Below are 17,212 nucleotides of genomic sequence, written 5' to 3' on the forward strand. Positions count from 1 at the left end.
GAACGCCGTTCCGCCCGGGCTCGTCACGTCCTGGCGCGGCTGAGAGGTGGACGACGGGCCCAGGTCGCCCAGCGCCACAACCACTCGACGGGCCCTTGGCGGTAGCTGCGCAGCCAGAGGGTGGACAGCAGCCACTGGGCGGCGAGGACGGCTCCCGCGGTCACGTACGCCACCTGCAAGGACTGGCCGATGGGCAGCCCGAGGACGCGGCTTGCCACCAGGACGAGGAGTGTGGCGGTCAGGTAGTTGGTCAGCGCCATCCGGCCCAGTGGCGCGAAGACGGCCCGCAGCACCGCCCGCAACGGCGTTCTGAGCAGGACCAGCACGGCGCACACGTACACACCGGCGAGCAGCAGATCGGCCAGGCCGGACGTGAAGGACGGCTGAGGCGCGCCTGTCCCGGTTCGCACCCACAGGAGAGAGGCCACCCCCGCCGCGAAGACCAGGCCCAGCAGGAGCGGCCCTCGCAGGGACCGCTCGATCTGCTCGATCACCCCGTATCGGACCAGCGCCGAGCCCAGCAGGAACAACCCGGCGATCAACAGGGGTCCGCCCCCGCTGCTGATCAGCGCCGCCGCCACGAGCGCCGGTGCGAGGCCCGCCACGGCCCACCGCGGCAGCCAGGCCGAGGGCAGCAGCACCAGCATGCCGATGACGGCGTACTTGGTCAGGATCTCGCCCGGCCACAGCAGCATGTGCAGCAGGCCGATCGCGAGCAACGCCAGCAGCCGGCGCAGCAGGACCAACTCCGGGCGGGAGACGCGGTCCGCGGCGGAGTCCAGCAGCAACGAGAACCCGATACCGAACAGCAGGGAGAACACCGGGAGCCCGAGCCAGGGGTCCCAGTCGCCCATGGGCTGCGTCGCGACGGCGGTGCCGCTGTTGGCGATCAACTGGATGTTGGCGAGCAGGATCTCGCACAACGTGAACCCGCGCAGCACGTCGAGCGCGACGATCCGGGACTGGCCGGACGCGGGCTCGGCGGTCTGGGGCGGGTCGGACGCGGGCTCGGCGGTCTGGGGCGGGTCGAGGGAGACGGCGTCGGGCCCGTCGTGCGGGCGACGGCGGCCGGGACGACCGGCCGGGCCCTCGGAGTGCGGCTCCTGAGGGAGAGCTTCGCGTGGCATGGAGCCTTATCCTGCGCGGCCCACGCGGGCGACGACACCGGTCAAAAGCAGGGTTCGCGGCGTCGACGGCCGTACTTTCGGCCGATTCGTCGAGCGAGGGCGGGGACCTGGCCCGGCCTGGCCCGGCCTGGACGCCTCGGGGCGGTTTCCTCCCGGAGCCGGGGTTCCCAGCGATCAGGTGCCCGACAAATCAGTGAACTCCCGGCGTTCATCCATCGATAAGATCATTCATCAGATCAAGGGACGTCTAGGATCTTAGGTGATCGACTCCGCGAGGAAGGACACCTGTGGCCGAGCAGTCAAACAAGTGGACGAGCGCGATCGACACCACCAAACCCAGCATCGCCAGAGCCTACGACGTCGTCCTCCACGGGAAGGACAACTTCGAGGTCGATCGCGCCTTTGTCGCGGAGATCGCGAAGGTCATACCGGAGATCTACGACGTGGCGGCCTACAACCGGCAGATTCTGGGCCGCGGCGTCCGGTTTCTGATCGACCAGGGTGTCACGCAGTTCCTCGACCTCGGCTCGGGGTTGCCGACCGTGCAGAACACCCACCAGGTCGCGCAGAGCGTGAACCCCGAAGCGCGCGTGGTCTACGTCGACAACGACCCGATGGTGCTGGCGCACGGCCGGGCCCTGCTGGCCGAGAACGACCGCACCGGGGTGGTCACCTCGGACCTGCGCGAACCGGCGGCGATCCTCGCAGACGAGGCCGTCAAACGGCTCATCGACTTCAGCCGCCCGGTCGCCGTGATGATGGTCGGGATCCTGCACCACCTGCACGACGACGAGGACCCGTGGGGCATCGTCGAGGCGTACATGGCCGCGGTCCCGTCCGGGAGCCACCTGTTCGTCACCCACTTCTGCGACTCCTTCCCGGGATCCCGCGAGGCGGAGGAGAAGTACCTCGCGATCCTCGGCACCGGCCGGTTCCGCACCGTCGCCGAGATCACCTCCTTCTTCAAGGGGCACGACCTGGTCGAGCCGGGTGTCGTACCGCTGCCGCAGTGGCGCCCTGAGGAGGACGTCCCCGGGGAGCTGAGCGTGGGCCAGCGCCTGATGTTCGGCGGCATCGCCGTCAAACCCTGACCACGGCCCGACGACCGACGAGCCGCTCCAGCCCGGGCGTGATGATCAGTTCTCGGACGATGAGAAAGAGAGCCTCATGGGACATGTGCTGGTGACCGGCGCCACCGGAGGGATCGGGACGGCGCTGGTCAGCGGGCTCGTGGAGGCGGGGCATCGGGTGACCGCCGTGGGGCGCGGCGTCGGGCGGCTGGAGGTGCGGGGGATCGAGGCGGATCTGGCCGAGCCCGGTACGCTCGCCGCCGCCATGAAGGCGCTGGAGGACACGGGGGAGCTGGCGGACGTGCAGGCCCTGGTGCACTGTGCGGGGATCTCTCCCGTCGAGGCCGTCGCCGAGGCCGGACCTGAGACCTGGCGACGTACGCTGGCGGTCAACGTGGCCTCCGCCGCCGAGCTGGTCCGGCTGACGCTGCCCGCGCTGCGGCGTTCCAGAGGCCATGTGGTCTTCGTCAACGCCTCGCCCGGGTTGACCGGTGTCCCGCGCTGGTCGGCGTTCGTGGCCAGCAAGGCGGCGCTGCGGGAGTTGGCCGACTCGCTGCGCGAGGAGGAGGCGGCCCATGGGATACGCGTCACCACGGTGTATCCGGCGGCGACGGCCACCGACCTGCTGGGAGAGGTCAGGAGCGCCTTCGGGCGGCCGTACGATCCCGAATCGTGCATCCGGCCGCAGACACTCGCTTCGATGATCACCTGGGTGCTGAGCGCACCGGCCGACTCCTACGCCTGCGAGATCTCCGTGGTGCCGACTCCGCGCTGAGCCTCCCCCGTCAATGTGGGGTGGTGAGGCGTTGCCGTTCCTCCCTGACGATCCGGTCGGCCAGTGATTCGTCGGAGATGTCGATGGCGGCGGGTGTCGACTCGGCGAGGTGGCTGCGTCTGGCGTAGGCGTCGAACAATGCCGCCTTGGCGTGCATGATCTCCAACAGCCGCTCGTCCATGCTGTCGGGCGTGAGCAGGCGGTGCACCTGCACGCGCCGTACCTGGCCCATGCGGTGGGCGCGGGCCACGGCCTGGCTTTCCAGGGTCGGCTTGACCTGCGGCTCGCAAATGATCACGACGGAGGCCGCCTGGAGGTTGAGCCCTGTCCCGCCCGCCTGGATCTGCGCGAGCAGCACCGCGTGCCCCCTGGCCGCCGTGAACGCGTCCACCACCTGCTGGCGGCGTCCCGGGTCCAGGTCGCCGCCGATCGGCCCGTGAACCGGGGAGTCGACGGCGGGACCGACGGCGGCGAGCACGTCGCGGAAGTAGGAGAACACGACGACCTTGAGCCCGGCGTCGGCCGCCTTGCCGACCAGCTCGCGCAGCCGTTCCAGCTTGGCGGACTGCTCCGGCACCGCGTAGGCGGCGCGGCGCATCGTCATGAACCTGCCCGACTCCACCGCCTCACGGTAGGCGGCGGCGTCGGCCGCGCTGAACTCCTCCCACTCGTCCATGTGGACCAGCTCGGGCAGCTCCGTGACCACGTCCTTCTGGTTGCGGCGCAGGTAGACGGGCGCGACGGCGCGGCGGAACGCCTGTGCCCGATCGGTCGTCCCACCCGGCTCGACCTGGCCGAGCAGCCCCGGCTGGAGGTGATCCACGAGGGAGCGGAACTCCTCGATGTGGTTCTCCATCGGCGTGCCGGTCATGAACAGCACCGTGCCGACGTGGCGGGACCATCGGGCGACGGCTTTGGCGCGGCGGGTCCGCGGGTTCTTCACGTAGTGCGCCTCGTCGACGACGAGCATCCCTGCCTGCGGCACGGTGTCCAGCGTGTGCAGTCCGTCGAACGTGGTGACCGCGACCCCGCCGCGTTCGAGCCAGGCGGCGTGGGCCAGAGGGCGCTCGTCGCCGTGGAGCCGATAGGCCCGCAGGGAACTGCGGGCCTCGATCTCGCGCAGCCAGTTGATCAGCACACTGGCCGGGCAGACCACCAGGGAATGCGTGGTCTCCCGCGCGTGCAGGTGTGCCAGCACGGCGATCGCCTGGATCGTCTTGCCCAGACCCATCTCGTCACCGAGGATCACCCGGCGCTGGGCGAGCGCGAACTGCGCGCCGAACGCCTGATAGCCGCGTAGCGAGACCCGGCGCAGGGTGTCGTCCAGCTCCTGCGCCTTGACCCGCGCGGTCAGCTCGCCGGGCAGGAAGCCCTCGGCGGCGGCGCGGTCCGACGGCGCCGTGGCCGACAGCTCCGCCAGCAGGTTGTAGTGGTCGGCCGCGCGGATCTCGAAGTCGATCCACGCCAGAGCCCCGTCCGGCGGCGGGCGCAGCAGGTCGGTGGTGGCCTGGGCGATGAGCAGCCTGGTCTCGGTCTCGTCGGTGAGCAGGCCGGCGATCTGCGCCACGGCCTGCGCCGCGCGGGCGCGGCGGCGGCTTCCGTACAGGAGCCCGCGTAACCGGTTGCCGAGGGGGCGGGCCTGGGGGATCAGCTCGTCCAGTCGCCGTGCGACCGTCTCGGCCGTACGGCGGGCGCGCGGCAGGTCGGGGCCGACGGCGACCAGGCGGTGCAGCGCGACGAGCAGCCGGGTGGTTTCCGGGTCGCGGTTGTCCACGTCGATGTGGAGGGTGCACGACTTCCTCGTGGCCCGCGCGATGCCTTCGGCCGCCGTCTGTGCCTGCCATCGGGTCTGCTGTCCGACTCCGGGCAGTTTCTGCAGCTCGTACGGCGTCGCCTCCAGAACGCTGAGCACCGTGCCGTACCCGGCCTCCTGCAGCGCTCCGATCCGCAGCCGGCCGCTGGTGACGTCCTTCAGCCGGGACACCGGCATCGCGCCGAGCTCCGCCCTGGCCTGCCGCCCGCGCAGCGGCTCAAGGGCGGCGCGGACGTCCGCGACCGCTCGTTCGTGTTCGGCGATCATTTCTCGCGCGTCGCTCAGCAGCCGCCGTGCGCGCCCCAGCAGGTCCCGGACCTCCCTGGCGGGCTGTGATCCCATAGGCGAGAAGGTATCTCCTCCCGGCGACGGGGACCTCGGATCGCGACACCCGGGAAATCGGGTGCAACCTTTCGTGCGCCGGGTCGCGTTTTGAACGGGCGAGAGGAGATCGCATTGCATCGTCACGACGACTTCCGCGAGTTCGTGATCGCCCGCCAGCAGGCGCTGATGCGGACGGCGTACCTGCTCACGGGAGACGCGCACCTCGCCGAGGACCTGTTGCAGAGCGTCCTGGTCAAGGTCGCGGGCCAGTGGTCCAAGCTGACCGGCGGCGGCAATCCCGAGGCGTACACCCGTAAGGCGCTCGTCAACCAGTACATCTCGTGGAGGCGCCGGCCGCGGCCGGAGGTGCCGCGCGCCGAGCTGCCGGAGCGCGGCGCCTCCTACGACGACGCGGCGCTTCAGCGGATCGTGTTACGCCAGGCTCTGGACAAGCTGCCGCCCAGGCAGCGGGCCGTGATCGTGCTGCGGTTCTGGGAGGACCTGACCGAGGCACAGACCGCCGAGGCGCTCGGCTGCGCGCCGGGCACCGTCAAGAGCCAGTCCCATCACGCGCTGGCCCGCCTGCGGACGCACGCGCCCGAACTCGCATATCTGCTGAACGACACGGAGATCAAGGAGGTGGCCCGATGACGAGGCTGCGGGAGGCGCTGGACGACATCGCCGCGCAGGCGCCCCTGGTGGACCTGGCCGACGTGGCCGTGGCCGGCTACCGGCGCCGACGGCGGCGGAGCACATTCATGCTGGCCGCCGTCGCGACGGTCACGGTGGTGGGCGCGGCGAGCACCGCGGTGACGCTGCCGTGGCAGGGAGCCGGCGTGGCCGACCGTACGGTCACGCCGCAACAGGTGGACACCGTTCCCACCCTGCCGGACGGGGCGGTGGGGCCGCTCGCGTACGCGTTCCAGACGCCCTGCAAGCAGCAGAGCAATCCGATTCGCATCGACTGCGGCACGGTCGAGTGGCGGGTGGTCACCCGGAACAACCGGACGTACCGGGTGCCGCAGGCGCTGGCCAGCACCACCAAGGACCGGCCCGCGCCCGTCGCGATCAGCCGGGACGGCCGCATGCTCGTCTACTACAGCCGCCAGGCCCAGGCGCACGTGGTCCGCGATCTGGTGGGCGGCACCCAGGTGACCTCTGCCGTAGCCGTGCCGGAGGAGCGGATCGACATCGGCTCCATGCTGGCGCTCTCCGACGACGGCCGCTACGTGTTCTTCGATCCACGCGAGGGGAGCAAGGATCCCGGGCTGCTGATCGACGTGCGTACCGGCAAGAGCCGGCCGGTGGACGGCAAGTACGAGGTGGTCAGCGTCAAGGACGGCGTCGCCGAGCTGGTCCGTTTCGGCAAGACCGATCTGTGGCAGATGCCGGTAACCGGCGGCGGCCGGCCGGTGCGCTTCGACGGGAAGTTCATCATGTTCAGCGAGCTGGCCCCGGACGGCCGCACGGTGGTCGCCTTCGACCACCCGGACCACACCAAGAACAAGCTCAGCGTGCTCGACGCGAAGAACGGACGGATCCTGCGGACGGTGTCCATCCGCGGGCTGCCCGCGAAGCGGGGCGGCGGTGTGCTGGAAACCGGCCTGTGGACCAGCGGATCCGAGGTCACGATCATCTACGGGTACCAGAACGAGGTCCGCGCCTACGCGGTCGACATCGGCACAGGCAAGGCCCGCCAGGTGGCCCGCTACCCGGGAGGCGGGAAGATGGTGCATCTGGTCCTGCCCGGGATGGCGAGCCGATAGGCCCCCGCACCGTACGCACCCACCGCCCGGCACGGCAGTCCGCCCTCGAATTCCGCGGCGGCTGCCGTCCACGCACTCCGTTCACACTTTAACGCCGGCCGGCAGCGCCGGGACGTTCCCGCCTCGATGAGGCTTCTTCACGCGGTGCGGGCCAGCGCCCCAGGAGGGAGTGCAGGGCGTCGAGGCAGCGGGCCCACGAGTCCTCGGACGGACGCGAGTACGCGAACCCGCCTGCGGCTTCGAGACTGACGAAGCCGTGGAGTGTGCTGCGCACCAGCCGAACCGCGTCGGTCAGGTCGGGCTCGGTCAGCGCGTACGCGCGCAGCATGCTGTAGGTCAGCTCGACCGCTCGCCGCGGCCCGGGTGCCTGGGCCGCCAGTTCGGGATCGATCTGCATCGGGACCTGTGTCGCGGTGTAGCGGCCGGGGTGGGCGTGGGCGTACGCGCGCCAGGCATTCGCGAACGCGACGAGCGCGTCCTTGCCCGCCCGCCCGGCGGTGGCCTCGGCGATGCCGATGGTCTTCTCGTCGGCCGCCAGCAGCGCGATCCGTCCGCGCAGGTCTTCCAGGCCGCGTACGTGCGCGTAAAGGCTGGCGTCCTTCACCCCGAGCCGCCGCGCCACCGCCGACATGGTCACGTGTTCGAGCCCGACCTCGTCGGCCAGCTCGGCGCCCGCGAGCGTCACCCGTTCCGCCGTCAACCCGGCCCGCGCCATGCGCTCCGCCCTTCCCTTAGAGCCATCAAGAGAAACCTAGTGATATTAGGCTAAGCCTTGTGACCCAAGGATGGCAAAACGGTGTTGTTACCCTCGGGGCATGATCTCCTCAGCCGAGAGCGGCTCGTTGCTCGCCACGGCCGCACAAGGCTTGCCCTCTGGGCTTCATGCGGCGGAGCTGCCCATTCCCGGGCTCATGTCCGAGTCGCCCGCCCTCCGGCGCCCGACGACAGCGATCGATCATGGAGAGCCGCTGTCGCAGGTCGCGGGCGACGGGATAGCCCTGTTGCACAGCTACGCCAGGTCCGGTTGGCGGCATGCGGTCGGCCGGCAGTGGTTGAGAGCCGATGCGCTCGTACGGCTGCGGCGGGCAGCCGCCGCCCTGCCGGAGGGATTCGGTGTCGCGGTCTTCGACGCCTGGCGGCCCCTGGCGTTGCAGCGGGAGTTGTTCGACGCGATCAGCATGGACGGGAGTGCCGGTACCGACTTCGTCGCGCCGCCTTCGGAGAACCCCGCGGCGCCACCGCCTCATCTCACGGGCGGGGCGGTCGATCTCACCTTGACCTGGCAGGGAGTGCCGCTGGCGCTGGGCACGGCGTTCGACGAATTCAGTCATCTGGCCGCGGCCAGAGCCTTCGAGCACGTCGCCGGGCCAGTGCGCACACTGAGGCGGCTGCTGTACCACACGCTTCGCCGGCAGGGGTTCGTGGTGCTGGCGGAGGAGTGGTGGCACTTCGAGTTCGGCACGCGCCTGTGGTCGGCCCTGACCGGCCGACCGCCCCGGTACGGACCGGCCGCGCCGTAGTCGGCGGCGCACTCCGGCCCTGGTCACGTCATCGAGGGAGCAACACGCAGAACTCGTTGCCGTCAGGGTCGGCCATCACCACCCGGCCGACCTCGCCCTGTCCGAGGTCGATCCGGCTCGCGCCGAGTGACATCAGCTGGTCGACCTCCGCCTGCTGATCCCCGTGCGCGGGTGGCGCGAGGTCGAAGTGCAGCCGGTTCTTCCCGGTCTTCCGCGCCACCGGCGGACCGCCCCAGGTGATCTTCGGACCGCCGTGGGGCGAGCGGATGGCGGTCTCCTGGTCCTGGTCCCAGACCAGCGGCCAGCCCAGCGCCTCGCTCCAGAAGTAGCCGACCTCCTGAGAGCCGTCACACGCGAGCGCTCCGATGAACCCGCAGTCGGCGAGGAACTTGTTGTCCGGCTCGATGACGCAGAACTCGTTGCCCTCGGGGTCGGCGAGCACCACATGACGATCCTCCGGACCTTGCCCGACGTCGATGTGCCGCGCACCCAGCTCGATCGACCTCGCGACCGTCTGCCGCTGGTCATCGAGGGACGTGCTGGTCAGATCGAAGTGCATCCGGTTCTGGCCGGTCTTCTGCTCCCGGCTCGGCAGAAACCGGATCAGGAAGCCGGTGTCATCGCTCGGCAGAAGAGTGCTGCCGTCATGGGGATCGTCGGCCATCTCCCAGCCCAGGACTCCTGCCCAGAAGCGGGCGAGACCGAGCGGGTCGTTCGCGTCGAAGCAGAGCGCGACGAGCTGAGCGGTCATCCCGCACCTCCAATCCCTTCCACTGGCTCACAGGCGTGGACGGACACGCGCCTTCCTCGCAGATTCTGCCTTGTCGACCACGCGTGTCCCAAGACATTAACCGGGCATGCGTCGGCCGGTTCGGCCACCTCGCCGCCGAACCGCCCGCATGCTTCACCGGGACACCCCGCCGGACCGGGCGGGGTGCCCGGACTCAGGCCGCGACGGCGGCGCGGAAGGTGGCCAGGGCCTCGGCGCCGAAGTATGCGCCGTAGCTGGTCGTGCTGTTGCGCAGGGCGTGGGTGGAGATCACGTAACCGGAGCCGGCGGCCTGGTTGAAGTCCTGGAACCAGGGTCCGCCGCTGGAGCCGCCGCCCATGTCGCAGAGCAGGGCGTACTTCATGTCGTAGGCGGGGGCGACGGAGGCGCCGCTGCAGAACTGCAGGGTCTGCCCGCTGTTGCCGTTGTTCGGGTAGCCGAGCAACAGGTTGGTCTTGCCGGCGGTGGTGGAGTTGAACCGGATGCCCTGCCCGCCCACGGTCTGCACCGGGGTCTTGCTCTTCACCTTGTTGACGACCAGCATGCCGAAGTCGAGCGGCGGCTTGCGGACGCCGTCCTTGTAGTAGCCGGACCAGATGAACATGGTGCGCGCCGTGAACTTCCCGTACGGCGCCGCCCCGTTCTTGTAGGCGGGCACGAAGATCAGGTTGCGGCTCCAGCGGCCCTCACTGTCGATCATGGCGTGCGCGACGGTCACGATGACGTCCCCGTCGGTGCTGTTCACCACGGTGCCGGAGGCCACGAAGTCGTTGCCGTTGCCGCCGGTGCCGAACACCTTCCCGGCCGTCTTGGCGATGAGGCCGCCCGACTTCCACGTCTGCTGGGTGGCCGCCGTCGTGGCGTACGGGACGACCTTCTCCCAGCGCATGGTCTTGGGAGTGGGGGCGGGAGCGACCTCCACCTCCTCGCCGGCAGCACGCGGTGTCGCCTCGCCGGTCGCGGCCTTCGCCGGACGGGCGGGAGCGGCCAGCGGCCGAGCGGCGCGCATGCGTTCGGGCGTCCAATAGTCGTCGCCCGCCGCGAACGTGGTCGGGAGTTGCCGCGCGATCGGCCCGTCCTTCGCGGGCTCGCCCTTCTCAGGGTCGGCGAGGGCGGCGTGGGAGCCCAGCCCGAGCAGCAGGGTGGTCAATCCGGCGATAGCCAAGGTACGCAATGGTGCCTCCGTGACAGAAGTGATGACGGAGACTTACCACATATGTCGCATTTAGCGGCAATCGATCTCCAGGGGCTCCGCTCGCCGAGGGCAGTCCGCGGGCCCTGGCACGACGTCAGCGCCGAACGGACCGGTAGCGTAGCCCGAACAGGGTCACGTCCGGCACGTCGGGGCCGGTCAGGCCGACGGTGGTGACGCGCTCGGCGGGGCCGGCGGTGAAGACGAGGTCCGCGCCGGGCACCGCGAGCCGCCAGTCGGCGCCGACCGGGATGGCGTCCGGCAACCCTAGGATCGCGGCCAGCCACCGCGCGCCCTCGCGCGGGTCGGCGGTCTCCACCACGAGGTGGTCGATGCCGAAGCCGGAGGGCCGCCGGCCGAGGGAGCGCGTCAGCGCGCGGCGCTGTTCTGGCTCGCCGGGGTAGGTGAGCAGGAACGGCGTCCACCGTGGACCTTCGGTGGGGAACGCGAGCGGGTACGACACCTTCCGATCGCCACGCGGCAGGTCAATCATGATCACTTCGGCGGCGACCCCGGCCGAACGCATCCGCTCGGTCGCCCTGGCGATCTCGGGCACCTCGAAACCCATCGCGAACGCGCCGCCGCCGGCGGCCATCATGTCCTCCACGGTGGACACGACCTGCCGGGACCACGGGGCGTACATGTTGGACACCCATTCCTCGCGATTCAGCACGGTGTACAGCTCGACGTAGCGCAGGTCGTCGAGCCAGCTCCCGTTCTGCGCGCCGAAGGCCGGCTCCGCGGTGTACGTGCGGAACCCGGCCGCGTCGTACGCGGTCGCCGCGCGCGGCACGTCCGGGACGACATGGATCAGATGGTCGAAGCTGGGCGATGAAGTAAGGCTCACCTAACCTAGGTTGCCCGGTGGCACGCTTAAAGTCAACAGGTGTGAAGTTCAGACTTGGCTAGTCTTGCCCTGTGTCCAGCGAGATCCCGCGTACTCGGCGCCGGCCCACCCACCGCAAGGGCAGACCCACCTTGACCAGGGAGTTGATCGGCAGGGCGGCGCTGACGGCGATCTCGCGAGACGGCCCGACGGCGCTGCGCATGCGAGCGCTCGCCGACGAACTCGGCGTCTCCCCTCGCGCGCTGTACAACTACGTCACCGATCAGCGCGAGGTGCTGGCGCTGGCACTGGGCGTCGCACAGGACGACGCGCCCGAGCCCCGGCTGGACCCGGCGGACTGGCAGGACAGCCTGCGCGGCTACTGCCAGGAGTTGCGCGCCTGGTACCGGCGGCACGCCGGGCTGGTGGCGCTGGCCATGAGCGGGCAGTTCGCGGCCCTGCCCGGCCCGCAGCCGACCCTGGCGCGCCACCAGGACGCCGTGCTCGAATTCCTGCTGCGGATCGGGCTGAGCCCAGAAGGCGCACTCCGCGCGTATCAGCAGATGATCCTGCTGATCGCCGGGTTCACCGAGTTCTACGACTCCTGGCACGACCGGCCGCCGCCGGGGGTGGACCCGTCCGAATGGGACACGGTCCCTCCGCAGGTCCGGGATGCCGCGACGCGTCTCGACGCGCCTCATCTGCGCCGCGTCGTCGCCGAGGCCGGCCCACAGCACCCGGACGAACTGTTCGGCTCCACCGTGGACATGCTGGTGGCGTGGCTCGAACGGACCCTAGAAGGCTGAACCCCATCCGTACAGGGCGACCCCATCTGTGCGCGATCGCCCGGTTTTCGGGGTGTACTTGATCGCATGGCGCTGAAGGAGTTCTATCCGCCGATCGAGCCGTACGACTCCGGCCTGCTCGACGTCGGGGACGGTAACGAGATCTACTGGGAGGCTTGCGGCAACCCGGACGGCAAGCCCGCGGTCTTCCTGCACGGTGGCCCCGGCGGTGGCATCCTGCCCGCCTTCCGCCGGTTCTTCGATCCGGCCGCGTACCGGATCGTGCTGTTCGACCAGCGCAACTGCGGCGCCAGCCGGCCGAGCGCCGCGGACCCGGCTGTGTCACTGCGGCACAACACCACCCCGCACCTGGTCGCCGACATCGAACGGCTCCGCGAGCACCTGTCCGTCGACCGCTGGCTGGTCTTCGGCGGGAGCTGGGGCAGCACCCTTGCCCTCGCGTACGCCCAGGCCCACCCCGACCGGGTCACCGAACTGGTGCTCCGCGGCATCTACCTCGTCCGGCCCTCCGACGAGGTCTGGTCGTTCACCTCCACCGGCGCGGCCCACCTCTTTCCCGCCGAGTGGGCCGCGTTCCGCGACGCGATCCCGGCCGCCGAGCGACACGACCTGCTCGCCGCGTACGGCCGCCGCATCGAAGACCCCGACCCCGCCGTCCACCTCCCGGCGGCCCGCGCCTGGATGGGCTGGGAGTTCACGGCCAACACCCTGGTGCCGGTCGATCCGCCGCAGCTCGACGACGCCGCCATCCTCCTCTTCGCCCGCATCACCCACCACTACATCAGCAACGGCGGATTCCTCCCCAAGGAGGGCCTGCTGGCGGGCGTGGACCGCATCAGGCACGTACCGACCGTGATCGTCAACGGCCGCTACGACGTGAAGACCCCTCCTGACCAGGCGTGGGATCTGCACCAGGCGTGGCCGGAGGCCGAGTTCCACCTCGTCGAGGACGCGGGTCACAGCGGTTCGGAACCCGGCACCCTCGACCGCCTGATCGAGGCCACCGACCGCTTCCGCGTCCAGGGCGCGCGTCAAAGCTGACCGGCCCCGTTCCTGATCCCGGGGGCGAGGAACGACGGCAAGAACCCCGGCCACTTGATCAGCGGCCGGGGTCCGGGTCAGTGGCCGGTCCAGTGAATGGCGTTCACGATCCGCGGGAATGCGAGTGGGCCGGAGGGGTCAGGGCACTGTCGTCGCCGAGGCCGCACCCGCGTTGCAGGAGGTCGAGGTGTGCTGCGACAACAGGTTGTCGCAGGTGCTGACCGGAATGTTGATCGGTTCGATGATCTCGTCGTTGAAGACCGTCACCAGGCTGGAGGGCGGGGCGGCTTCCGGCGCCGGGGCGACGGGTTCCGCCGCGGGCGCGGCGGGCTCCGCCGCCGGGGCGGGTGCCGGGTGGACCGGCTGGCTCTGGCCGGCGGGTGGGGCCGGGGGGACGACCGTGGGCAGGCTCGCGGCGTAGGCGGGGGCCGCGAGCAGCGTCCACAGGCCGGCCGCTGCCAAGGTCAGGGCAGCTTTGCGCACGAAGGTTCCTTTCGTTCGGTGCGCCCGTTGCGCGGAAAAGGGCGCACCTGCCTCGCCTGTGGAGGGTGGAAGAGCCTGAGCCGGGGGACGGCGGGGTCGCCCACACTCACAGGCGTTTTACGGAAAGCAACCTTACAACTACTGATTGTTGACACACCCTGATCGGCGCATCCCGGCCGGGTCAGCCGGGGCGGCGATGGGTACGGCGCACGGCCAGGCCGCCGAGGGCCACCGACGCGAGCGTCAGGATTCCCGCCTCGGTCCACTGGAAGCGCCAGAACCGAGATGGCGGATGGTAGTACACGGCGTACCGGTGGCCCTTGCCGAACAGGCAGTCATGCCACGCCTCGGCTGTCTCCTCGCTCTCCGGCACCTGCCGCGGGCAGCCGCCGGCGACCGGCTCGTCGACCTCTCTCCCCGACGGCTCCACCCAGGCGGCGCGCACCATCCGCGCGTCGCGATCGCCGAGGACCATGGTGCCGGACAGTTCGGTACGCACCGGCTCGGCATAGTGGTCGCTGAGCTGGAACAGGGTGAACATCGTCACCGCCACCCCGGCCACCACCAGCGCCATCGCGGGCAGCGTACGCCGGAACAGCGACCCGGCCGCGGCGCCGAGCGCGAACGCGTACAGCCACCACGCCGCCGGCTCCACCCCGACCATGTTGAACACGCCGATGTTGCCGAACGTGGAGTCGCTTCCCCCCTTGAAGACCGGCCGCCACAGGCTCACCATGAGCGACAGCAGCAGCCCGCCCGCCACGACCGCCCCGCCCAGGACCGACAGCTTGATCACCAGCCACCGCCGGACGGGCACGCCCTGGGTCCAGGCCAGGCGGTGGGTGCCGCGTTCGTACTCGCGGCCGAGCAGCGGCGCGCCCCAGAACGCCCCGATCAACGCCGGGGCCACCAGCGGCATCCAGCCGAACACCGAGTAGACGGCGTCGTAGCGATCGAAGAGCCCCGCCACGACCTCGAGGCACTGCTCCACGGGCCCGGGGCAGCCCGGGGCGTGCTCGGTCACGTGCCAGTTCGCCTCGATCGCCGAGCCCAGCAGCAGCAGGCCCAGCAGCGCCAGGAACCCCGCCGTCACGAGGATCTGCGCCCGGTGCTGGCGCCACGTCACCCAGATCACGCGCCCACCCCCGTCAGTCCCGGCAGCGCCGCCGACTCGGGGCTGCGCAGGTAGCCCATGACGAGTTCGTCCAGCCCGGGGCGCCGCGCCCGCCAGCGCGGATCGGTCGGCGGCGTGCCCCTGACCAGCATGCCGACCTGCCTGCCGGTACGGCTCGCGCCCACCACCTGCGCCCCCGCCGTCGACGCCCCGTCCGGGCCGGTGAGCACGAGGTGCCCGTCGAGCAGTTCCTCGATGTCGCCGCTGACCTGCAGCCGGCCCCCGTTCAGCACGATCAGCCAGTCGCAGGTCTCCTCCAGGTCGGACACGACGTGCGAGGACAGCAGCACGGTCACCTCCCGCCCGGCCACCTCCGCCATGATCGAGCGCATCACGTCGTGGCGGGCGAGTGGGTCGAGGTTGGCCAGCGGTTCGTCCAGGACGAGCAGGTCGGGCCGACCGGCCAGCGCCAGCGTGACCGCCACCTGCGCCCGCTGCCCGCCCGACAGCCCGCTCACCTTGCGTTTCAGCGGGATGCCGAGCCCGGCGAGCCGGTCGGCAGCGGCGGCGTCGTCCCAGTGGCGGTTCGTGCGGCGGCCGAAGGTGAGCATCTCGGCGACGGTGAAGCCGTCGTACAGCGGCTTGTCCTGCGCCACCAACGCCGCCTCACCGGCCACGCGAACGCTGCCCAGCGCGGGCCGCAGCAGGCCGACCGCCGCGTGCATGAGCGTGGTCTTGCCCGCGCCGTTGGGCCCGACGAGCGCCGCCACGCGGCCTGCGGGCACCGACAGCGAGCAGTCGCGCAGCGCCCACGTACGGCGATAGCGGACCCCCAGCCCGGTCGCCTCCAGCGCGGGACTCATGCCACGTCCTCCTTCGCGGCGTCGGCCAGGACCACGGCGACCAGCACCCGCAGGTCCTCCTGGTCGAGCCCGGCCGCGCGGGCCTCGCGCACCCACGCCTCCAGCGCGTGCCGCAGCCGCGTGTGCTCGGCGAGCGTCGCCCCCGCGATGCCCTGCTGGACGAACGTCCCCATCCCCGGCCGCCCCTCGACCAGCCCTTCGCGCTCCAGCTCCCGGTACGCCTTGAGCACGGTATTGGGGTTGATGGCCAGGCTCTCGACCACCTCGCGGGCCGTCGGCAACTGGTCGCCGGGGCGCAGCGTACCGAGCCGGAGCGCCTGTTTGACCTGGTGGACGAGCTGCAGGTACGTCGAGACCCCCGAGCCGCGGTCCAGGTTGAACTCGATCAACCAAAACACCCTTTCACTATTTGAGTAGTGAAAGGGTGTTGGATGCGAGGGCCCGCTGTCAACCCGTGGCCGTCCCGCGAACCGCGCCGTCGGACGCCGAGCCGGGCGGACGAGCCGGGGTCAGGTCAGGTCAGCAGGCGCTCGATGAGATCGGCGGCCCGCGTGGTGCCGCCTTCGGCCAGCGCGTCGGCCCGCAGCCGCGCCGAGCGGCGGGCGACCTCGGGGTCGGAGACGAGTTCGCTCAGGGCGGTGCGCAGGGCGTCGGCCGTGGCGTCCTGGGTGTCGATCCGGCGCGCGACGCCCAGCTCCACGAGACGGTCGGCGTTGAGGAACTGTTCGGCGGCCTGCGGGACGGCGATCATCGGGACACCGGCCAGCAGTCCTTCGCCGCAACCGCCCATTCCGGCATGGGTGACGAAGGCGTCCGCCTGTTCCAGGATGGCCCGCTGGGGGACCCAGGAGTGCACTTCGACGTTGGCGGGGATGTCGCCCAGCTCGCTTTCGTCGGTGTGCCTGCCGATCTGCAGGACGACGTGCCAGCCGGGCAGATCGCCGAAGGCCGCCAGGCACTGCCGATAGAACTCCGGCTGCCGGGTGAACGCCGAGCCGAGGGAGATCAGCAGGACGTTCGCGGCCTCGCCGGGACGCCGCCAGCCCTCCGCTCCCCCGCCCAGCTCGTAGCAGGGGCCGACAAAGGTCACCGTTTCGTGGTCGACCTGGTCGGCGTGCGGTTGCAGCGCGCGGGAGATCAGCGCCAGGGCCCGTGCCGGGCGGCCGGAGAAGGCGTCCACGTCAGTGGTGGACGCGCCGGAGCCGGCGAGCCACCGCGCGAACTTCGCCCGGTAGGCGTCGGCCCCCGGAAGCTGCCACAGATTCGCGGCCACGTCCCGGTCGTAGTCCTTCCAGGCGACGAACGTCGGGGACAGTTGCAGGATGGGGCGCTCCTGCGCTTCGGCGAGTGCGCGCGCGGCGTAGGCGCCGATGTCGTACAGGTAGAGGTCCGCGGGGTCGTCGTCGTAGGCGGCGCGGAGCTGCGGAAGGGCCTGGACGGCGTCGTCGAGGAAGAGGCTCATCGCGGCGATGGGGTCGTCGGGCCAGTTGTTGTCGGCGACGGGCAGCACGGAGGTGCAGGGGACGAGTTCGGCGCCGGTCGACGTGATCAGGTCGCTGACCGCCGGGTCGTTGGCGTACGTCACCCGATGGCCGCGGGCCACCAGCTCGCGGATGATCTCGAGGCTGGGCAGGACGTGGCTGACGGCGGGGACGCCGACCATCGCGATGTGGGCACGGCGACGGGACATGGAAGATCACTTCATTTCTGGTCGATGGCGGAA

General features: G+C 70.8%; 18 protein-coding genes. 7 read left to right on the forward strand and 11 right to left on the reverse strand.

Going from position 1 to position 17,212, the window contains the following annotated elements:
- Nucleotides 1-23: 23 nt before the first annotated feature.
- Nucleotides 24-1,127: a DUF418 domain-containing protein gene (locus tag ABD844_RS23735; RefSeq protein WP_344881851.1), complete on the reverse strand. Its 1,104-nt coding sequence runs from the start codon at nucleotides 1,125-1,127 to the stop codon at nucleotides 24-26.
- A gap of 287 nt (nucleotides 1,128-1,414) precedes the next feature.
- On the opposite strand from ABD844_RS23735, the gene ABD844_RS23740 reads away from it, so the two are divergent.
- Nucleotides 1,415-2,218 (forward strand): SAM-dependent methyltransferase, encoded by an 804-nt coding sequence (locus ABD844_RS23740; protein ID WP_344881854.1) that lies wholly within the window; start codon nucleotides 1,415-1,417, stop codon nucleotides 2,216-2,218.
- Nucleotides 2,219-2,294: 76 nt separating this feature from the next.
- Complete coding sequence (locus ABD844_RS23745) at nucleotides 2,295-2,972, forward strand: SDR family NAD(P)-dependent oxidoreductase (RefSeq protein ID WP_344881857.1); 678 nt, start codon at nucleotides 2,295-2,297, stop codon at nucleotides 2,970-2,972.
- 10 nt (nucleotides 2,973-2,982) lie between these two features.
- Here ABD844_RS23745 and ABD844_RS23750 read toward each other — a convergent pair whose 3' ends face one another.
- Nucleotides 2,983-5,127 (reverse strand): DEAD/DEAH box helicase, encoded by a 2,145-nt coding sequence (locus ABD844_RS23750; protein WP_344881860.1) that lies wholly within the window; start codon nucleotides 5,125-5,127, stop codon nucleotides 2,983-2,985.
- 114 nt (nucleotides 5,128-5,241) lie between these two features.
- On the opposite strand from ABD844_RS23750, the gene ABD844_RS23755 reads away from it, so the two are divergent.
- Together ABD844_RS23755 and ABD844_RS23760 are read left to right on the forward strand one after the other, a co-directional pair.
- Nucleotides 5,242-5,760 (forward strand): SigE family RNA polymerase sigma factor, encoded by a 519-nt coding sequence (locus ABD844_RS23755; protein ID WP_344881863.1) that lies wholly within the window; start codon nucleotides 5,242-5,244, stop codon nucleotides 5,758-5,760.
- Nucleotides 5,757-6,875: a hypothetical protein gene (locus tag ABD844_RS23760; protein ID WP_344881866.1), complete on the forward strand. Its 1,119-nt coding sequence runs from the start codon at nucleotides 5,757-5,759 to the stop codon at nucleotides 6,873-6,875. The genes ABD844_RS23755 and ABD844_RS23760 overlap by 4 nt, the downstream gene beginning before the upstream one ends.
- A gap of 88 nt (nucleotides 6,876-6,963) precedes the next feature.
- On the opposite strand, the gene ABD844_RS23765 is transcribed toward ABD844_RS23760, so the two are convergent.
- On the reverse strand, nucleotides 6,964-7,590 hold the full coding sequence (locus ABD844_RS23765; protein ID WP_344881869.1) for a TetR/AcrR family transcriptional regulator: 627 nt from the start codon (nucleotides 7,588-7,590) through the stop codon (nucleotides 6,964-6,966).
- 100 nt (nucleotides 7,591-7,690) lie between these two features.
- On the opposite strand from ABD844_RS23765, the gene ABD844_RS23770 reads away from it, so the two are divergent.
- Complete coding sequence (locus ABD844_RS23770) at nucleotides 7,691-8,395, forward strand: M15 family metallopeptidase (RefSeq protein WP_344881872.1); 705 nt, start codon at nucleotides 7,691-7,693, stop codon at nucleotides 8,393-8,395.
- Between the two features lie 28 nt (nucleotides 8,396-8,423).
- Here ABD844_RS23770 and ABD844_RS23775 read toward each other — a convergent pair whose 3' ends face one another.
- From ABD844_RS23775 to ABD844_RS23785, 3 genes are all read right to left on the reverse strand, one after another.
- Nucleotides 8,424-9,146 carry a VOC family protein gene (locus ABD844_RS23775; RefSeq protein WP_344881875.1) on the reverse strand — a complete coding sequence of 241 codons (723 nt, stop codon included), beginning with the start codon at nucleotides 9,144-9,146 and terminating at the stop codon, nucleotides 8,424-8,426.
- A 193-nt stretch (nucleotides 9,147-9,339) separates the two neighbouring features.
- On the reverse strand, nucleotides 9,340-10,338 hold the full coding sequence (locus ABD844_RS23780; protein ID WP_344881878.1) for a trypsin-like serine peptidase: 999 nt from the start codon (nucleotides 10,336-10,338) through the stop codon (nucleotides 9,340-9,342).
- Nucleotides 10,339-10,453: 115 nt separating this feature from the next.
- On the reverse strand, nucleotides 10,454-11,203 hold the full coding sequence (locus tag ABD844_RS23785) for a VOC family protein (protein WP_344881881.1): 750 nt from the start codon (nucleotides 11,201-11,203) through the stop codon (nucleotides 10,454-10,456).
- Nucleotides 11,204-11,274: 71 nt separating this feature from the next.
- Between ABD844_RS23785 and ABD844_RS23790 the strand changes: the two genes are divergently transcribed.
- The gene (locus ABD844_RS23790) at nucleotides 11,275-11,988 is read left to right on the forward strand and encodes a TetR/AcrR family transcriptional regulator (RefSeq protein ID WP_344881884.1); all 714 of its coding nucleotides are present in this window, start codon (nucleotides 11,275-11,277) and stop codon (nucleotides 11,986-11,988) included.
- Nucleotides 11,989-12,060: 72 nt separating this feature from the next.
- Nucleotides 12,061-13,029, forward strand: coding sequence for a prolyl aminopeptidase (pip, locus tag ABD844_RS23795; RefSeq protein WP_344882013.1), 969 nt, complete (start codon nucleotides 12,061-12,063; stop codon nucleotides 13,027-13,029).
- A 138-nt stretch (nucleotides 13,030-13,167) separates the two neighbouring features.
- Here pip and ABD844_RS23800 read toward each other — a convergent pair whose 3' ends face one another.
- The 5 genes from ABD844_RS23800 to ABD844_RS23820 all read right to left on the reverse strand — a co-directional run bounded on the left by ABD844_RS23800 (nucleotide 13,168) and on the right by ABD844_RS23820 (nucleotide 17,179).
- Nucleotides 13,168-13,512, reverse strand: coding sequence for a hypothetical protein (locus tag ABD844_RS23800; protein ID WP_344881887.1), 345 nt, complete (start codon nucleotides 13,510-13,512; stop codon nucleotides 13,168-13,170).
- A 181-nt stretch (nucleotides 13,513-13,693) separates the two neighbouring features.
- Nucleotides 13,694-14,647, reverse strand: a complete 954-nt coding sequence (locus ABD844_RS23805; protein ID WP_344881890.1) for an ABC transporter permease — start codon at nucleotides 14,645-14,647, stop codon at nucleotides 13,694-13,696.
- Entirely contained in the window at nucleotides 14,644-15,489 is an 846-nt protein-coding gene (locus ABD844_RS23810) for an ABC transporter ATP-binding protein (RefSeq protein WP_344881893.1), read from the reverse strand. The genes ABD844_RS23805 and ABD844_RS23810 overlap by 4 nt, the downstream gene beginning before the upstream one ends.
- The gene (locus tag ABD844_RS23815) at nucleotides 15,486-15,878 is read right to left on the reverse strand and encodes a GntR family transcriptional regulator (RefSeq protein ID WP_344881895.1); all 393 of its coding nucleotides are present in this window, start codon (nucleotides 15,876-15,878) and stop codon (nucleotides 15,486-15,488) included. Before ABD844_RS23815 ends, ABD844_RS23810 begins: the two co-directional genes overlap by 4 nt.
- A 125-nt stretch (nucleotides 15,879-16,003) precedes the next feature.
- Nucleotides 16,004-17,179: a macrolide family glycosyltransferase gene (locus tag ABD844_RS23820; RefSeq protein WP_344881898.1), complete on the reverse strand. Its 1,176-nt coding sequence runs from the start codon at nucleotides 17,177-17,179 to the stop codon at nucleotides 16,004-16,006.
- Between the last annotated feature and the right edge of the window lie 33 nt (nucleotides 17,180-17,212).

This window comes from Nonomuraea antimicrobica (genome assembly GCF_039536965.1).
In the GTDB taxonomy this organism is placed as follows: Bacteria; Actinomycetota; Actinomycetes; order Streptosporangiales; family Streptosporangiaceae; genus Nonomuraea; species Nonomuraea antimicrobica.

What these genes read in the sequence shown, in the direction of transcription:
- ABD844_RS23735 (WP_344881851.1), bottom strand. Translation starts at nt 1,127, where the DNA reads ATGCCACGCGAAGCTCTCCCTCAGGAGCCGCACTCCGAGGGCCCGGCC.
- ABD844_RS23745 (WP_344881857.1), top strand. Translation starts at nt 2,295, where the DNA reads ATGGGACATGTGCTGGTGACCGGCGCCACCGGAGGGATCGGGACGGCG.
- ABD844_RS23750 (WP_344881860.1), bottom strand. Translation starts at nt 5,127, where the DNA reads ATGGGATCACAGCCCGCCAGGGAGGTCCGGGACCTGCTGGGGCGCGCA.
- ABD844_RS23760 (WP_344881866.1), top strand. Translation starts at nt 5,757, where the DNA reads ATGACGAGGCTGCGGGAGGCGCTGGACGACATCGCCGCGCAGGCGCCC.
- ABD844_RS23765 (WP_344881869.1), bottom strand. Translation starts at nt 7,590, where the DNA reads ATGGCGCGGGCCGGGTTGACGGCGGAACGGGTGACGCTCGCGGGCGCC.
- ABD844_RS23770 (WP_344881872.1), top strand. Translation starts at nt 7,691, where the DNA reads ATGATCTCCTCAGCCGAGAGCGGCTCGTTGCTCGCCACGGCCGCACAA.
- ABD844_RS23775 (WP_344881875.1), bottom strand. Translation starts at nt 9,146, where the DNA reads ATGACCGCTCAGCTCGTCGCGCTCTGCTTCGACGCGAACGACCCGCTC.
- ABD844_RS23810 (WP_344881893.1), bottom strand. Translation starts at nt 15,489, where the DNA reads ATGAGTCCCGCGCTGGAGGCGACCGGGCTGGGGGTCCGCTATCGCCGT.
- ABD844_RS23820 (WP_344881898.1), bottom strand. Translation starts at nt 17,179, where the DNA reads ATGTCCCGTCGCCGTGCCCACATCGCGATGGTCGGCGTCCCCGCCGTC.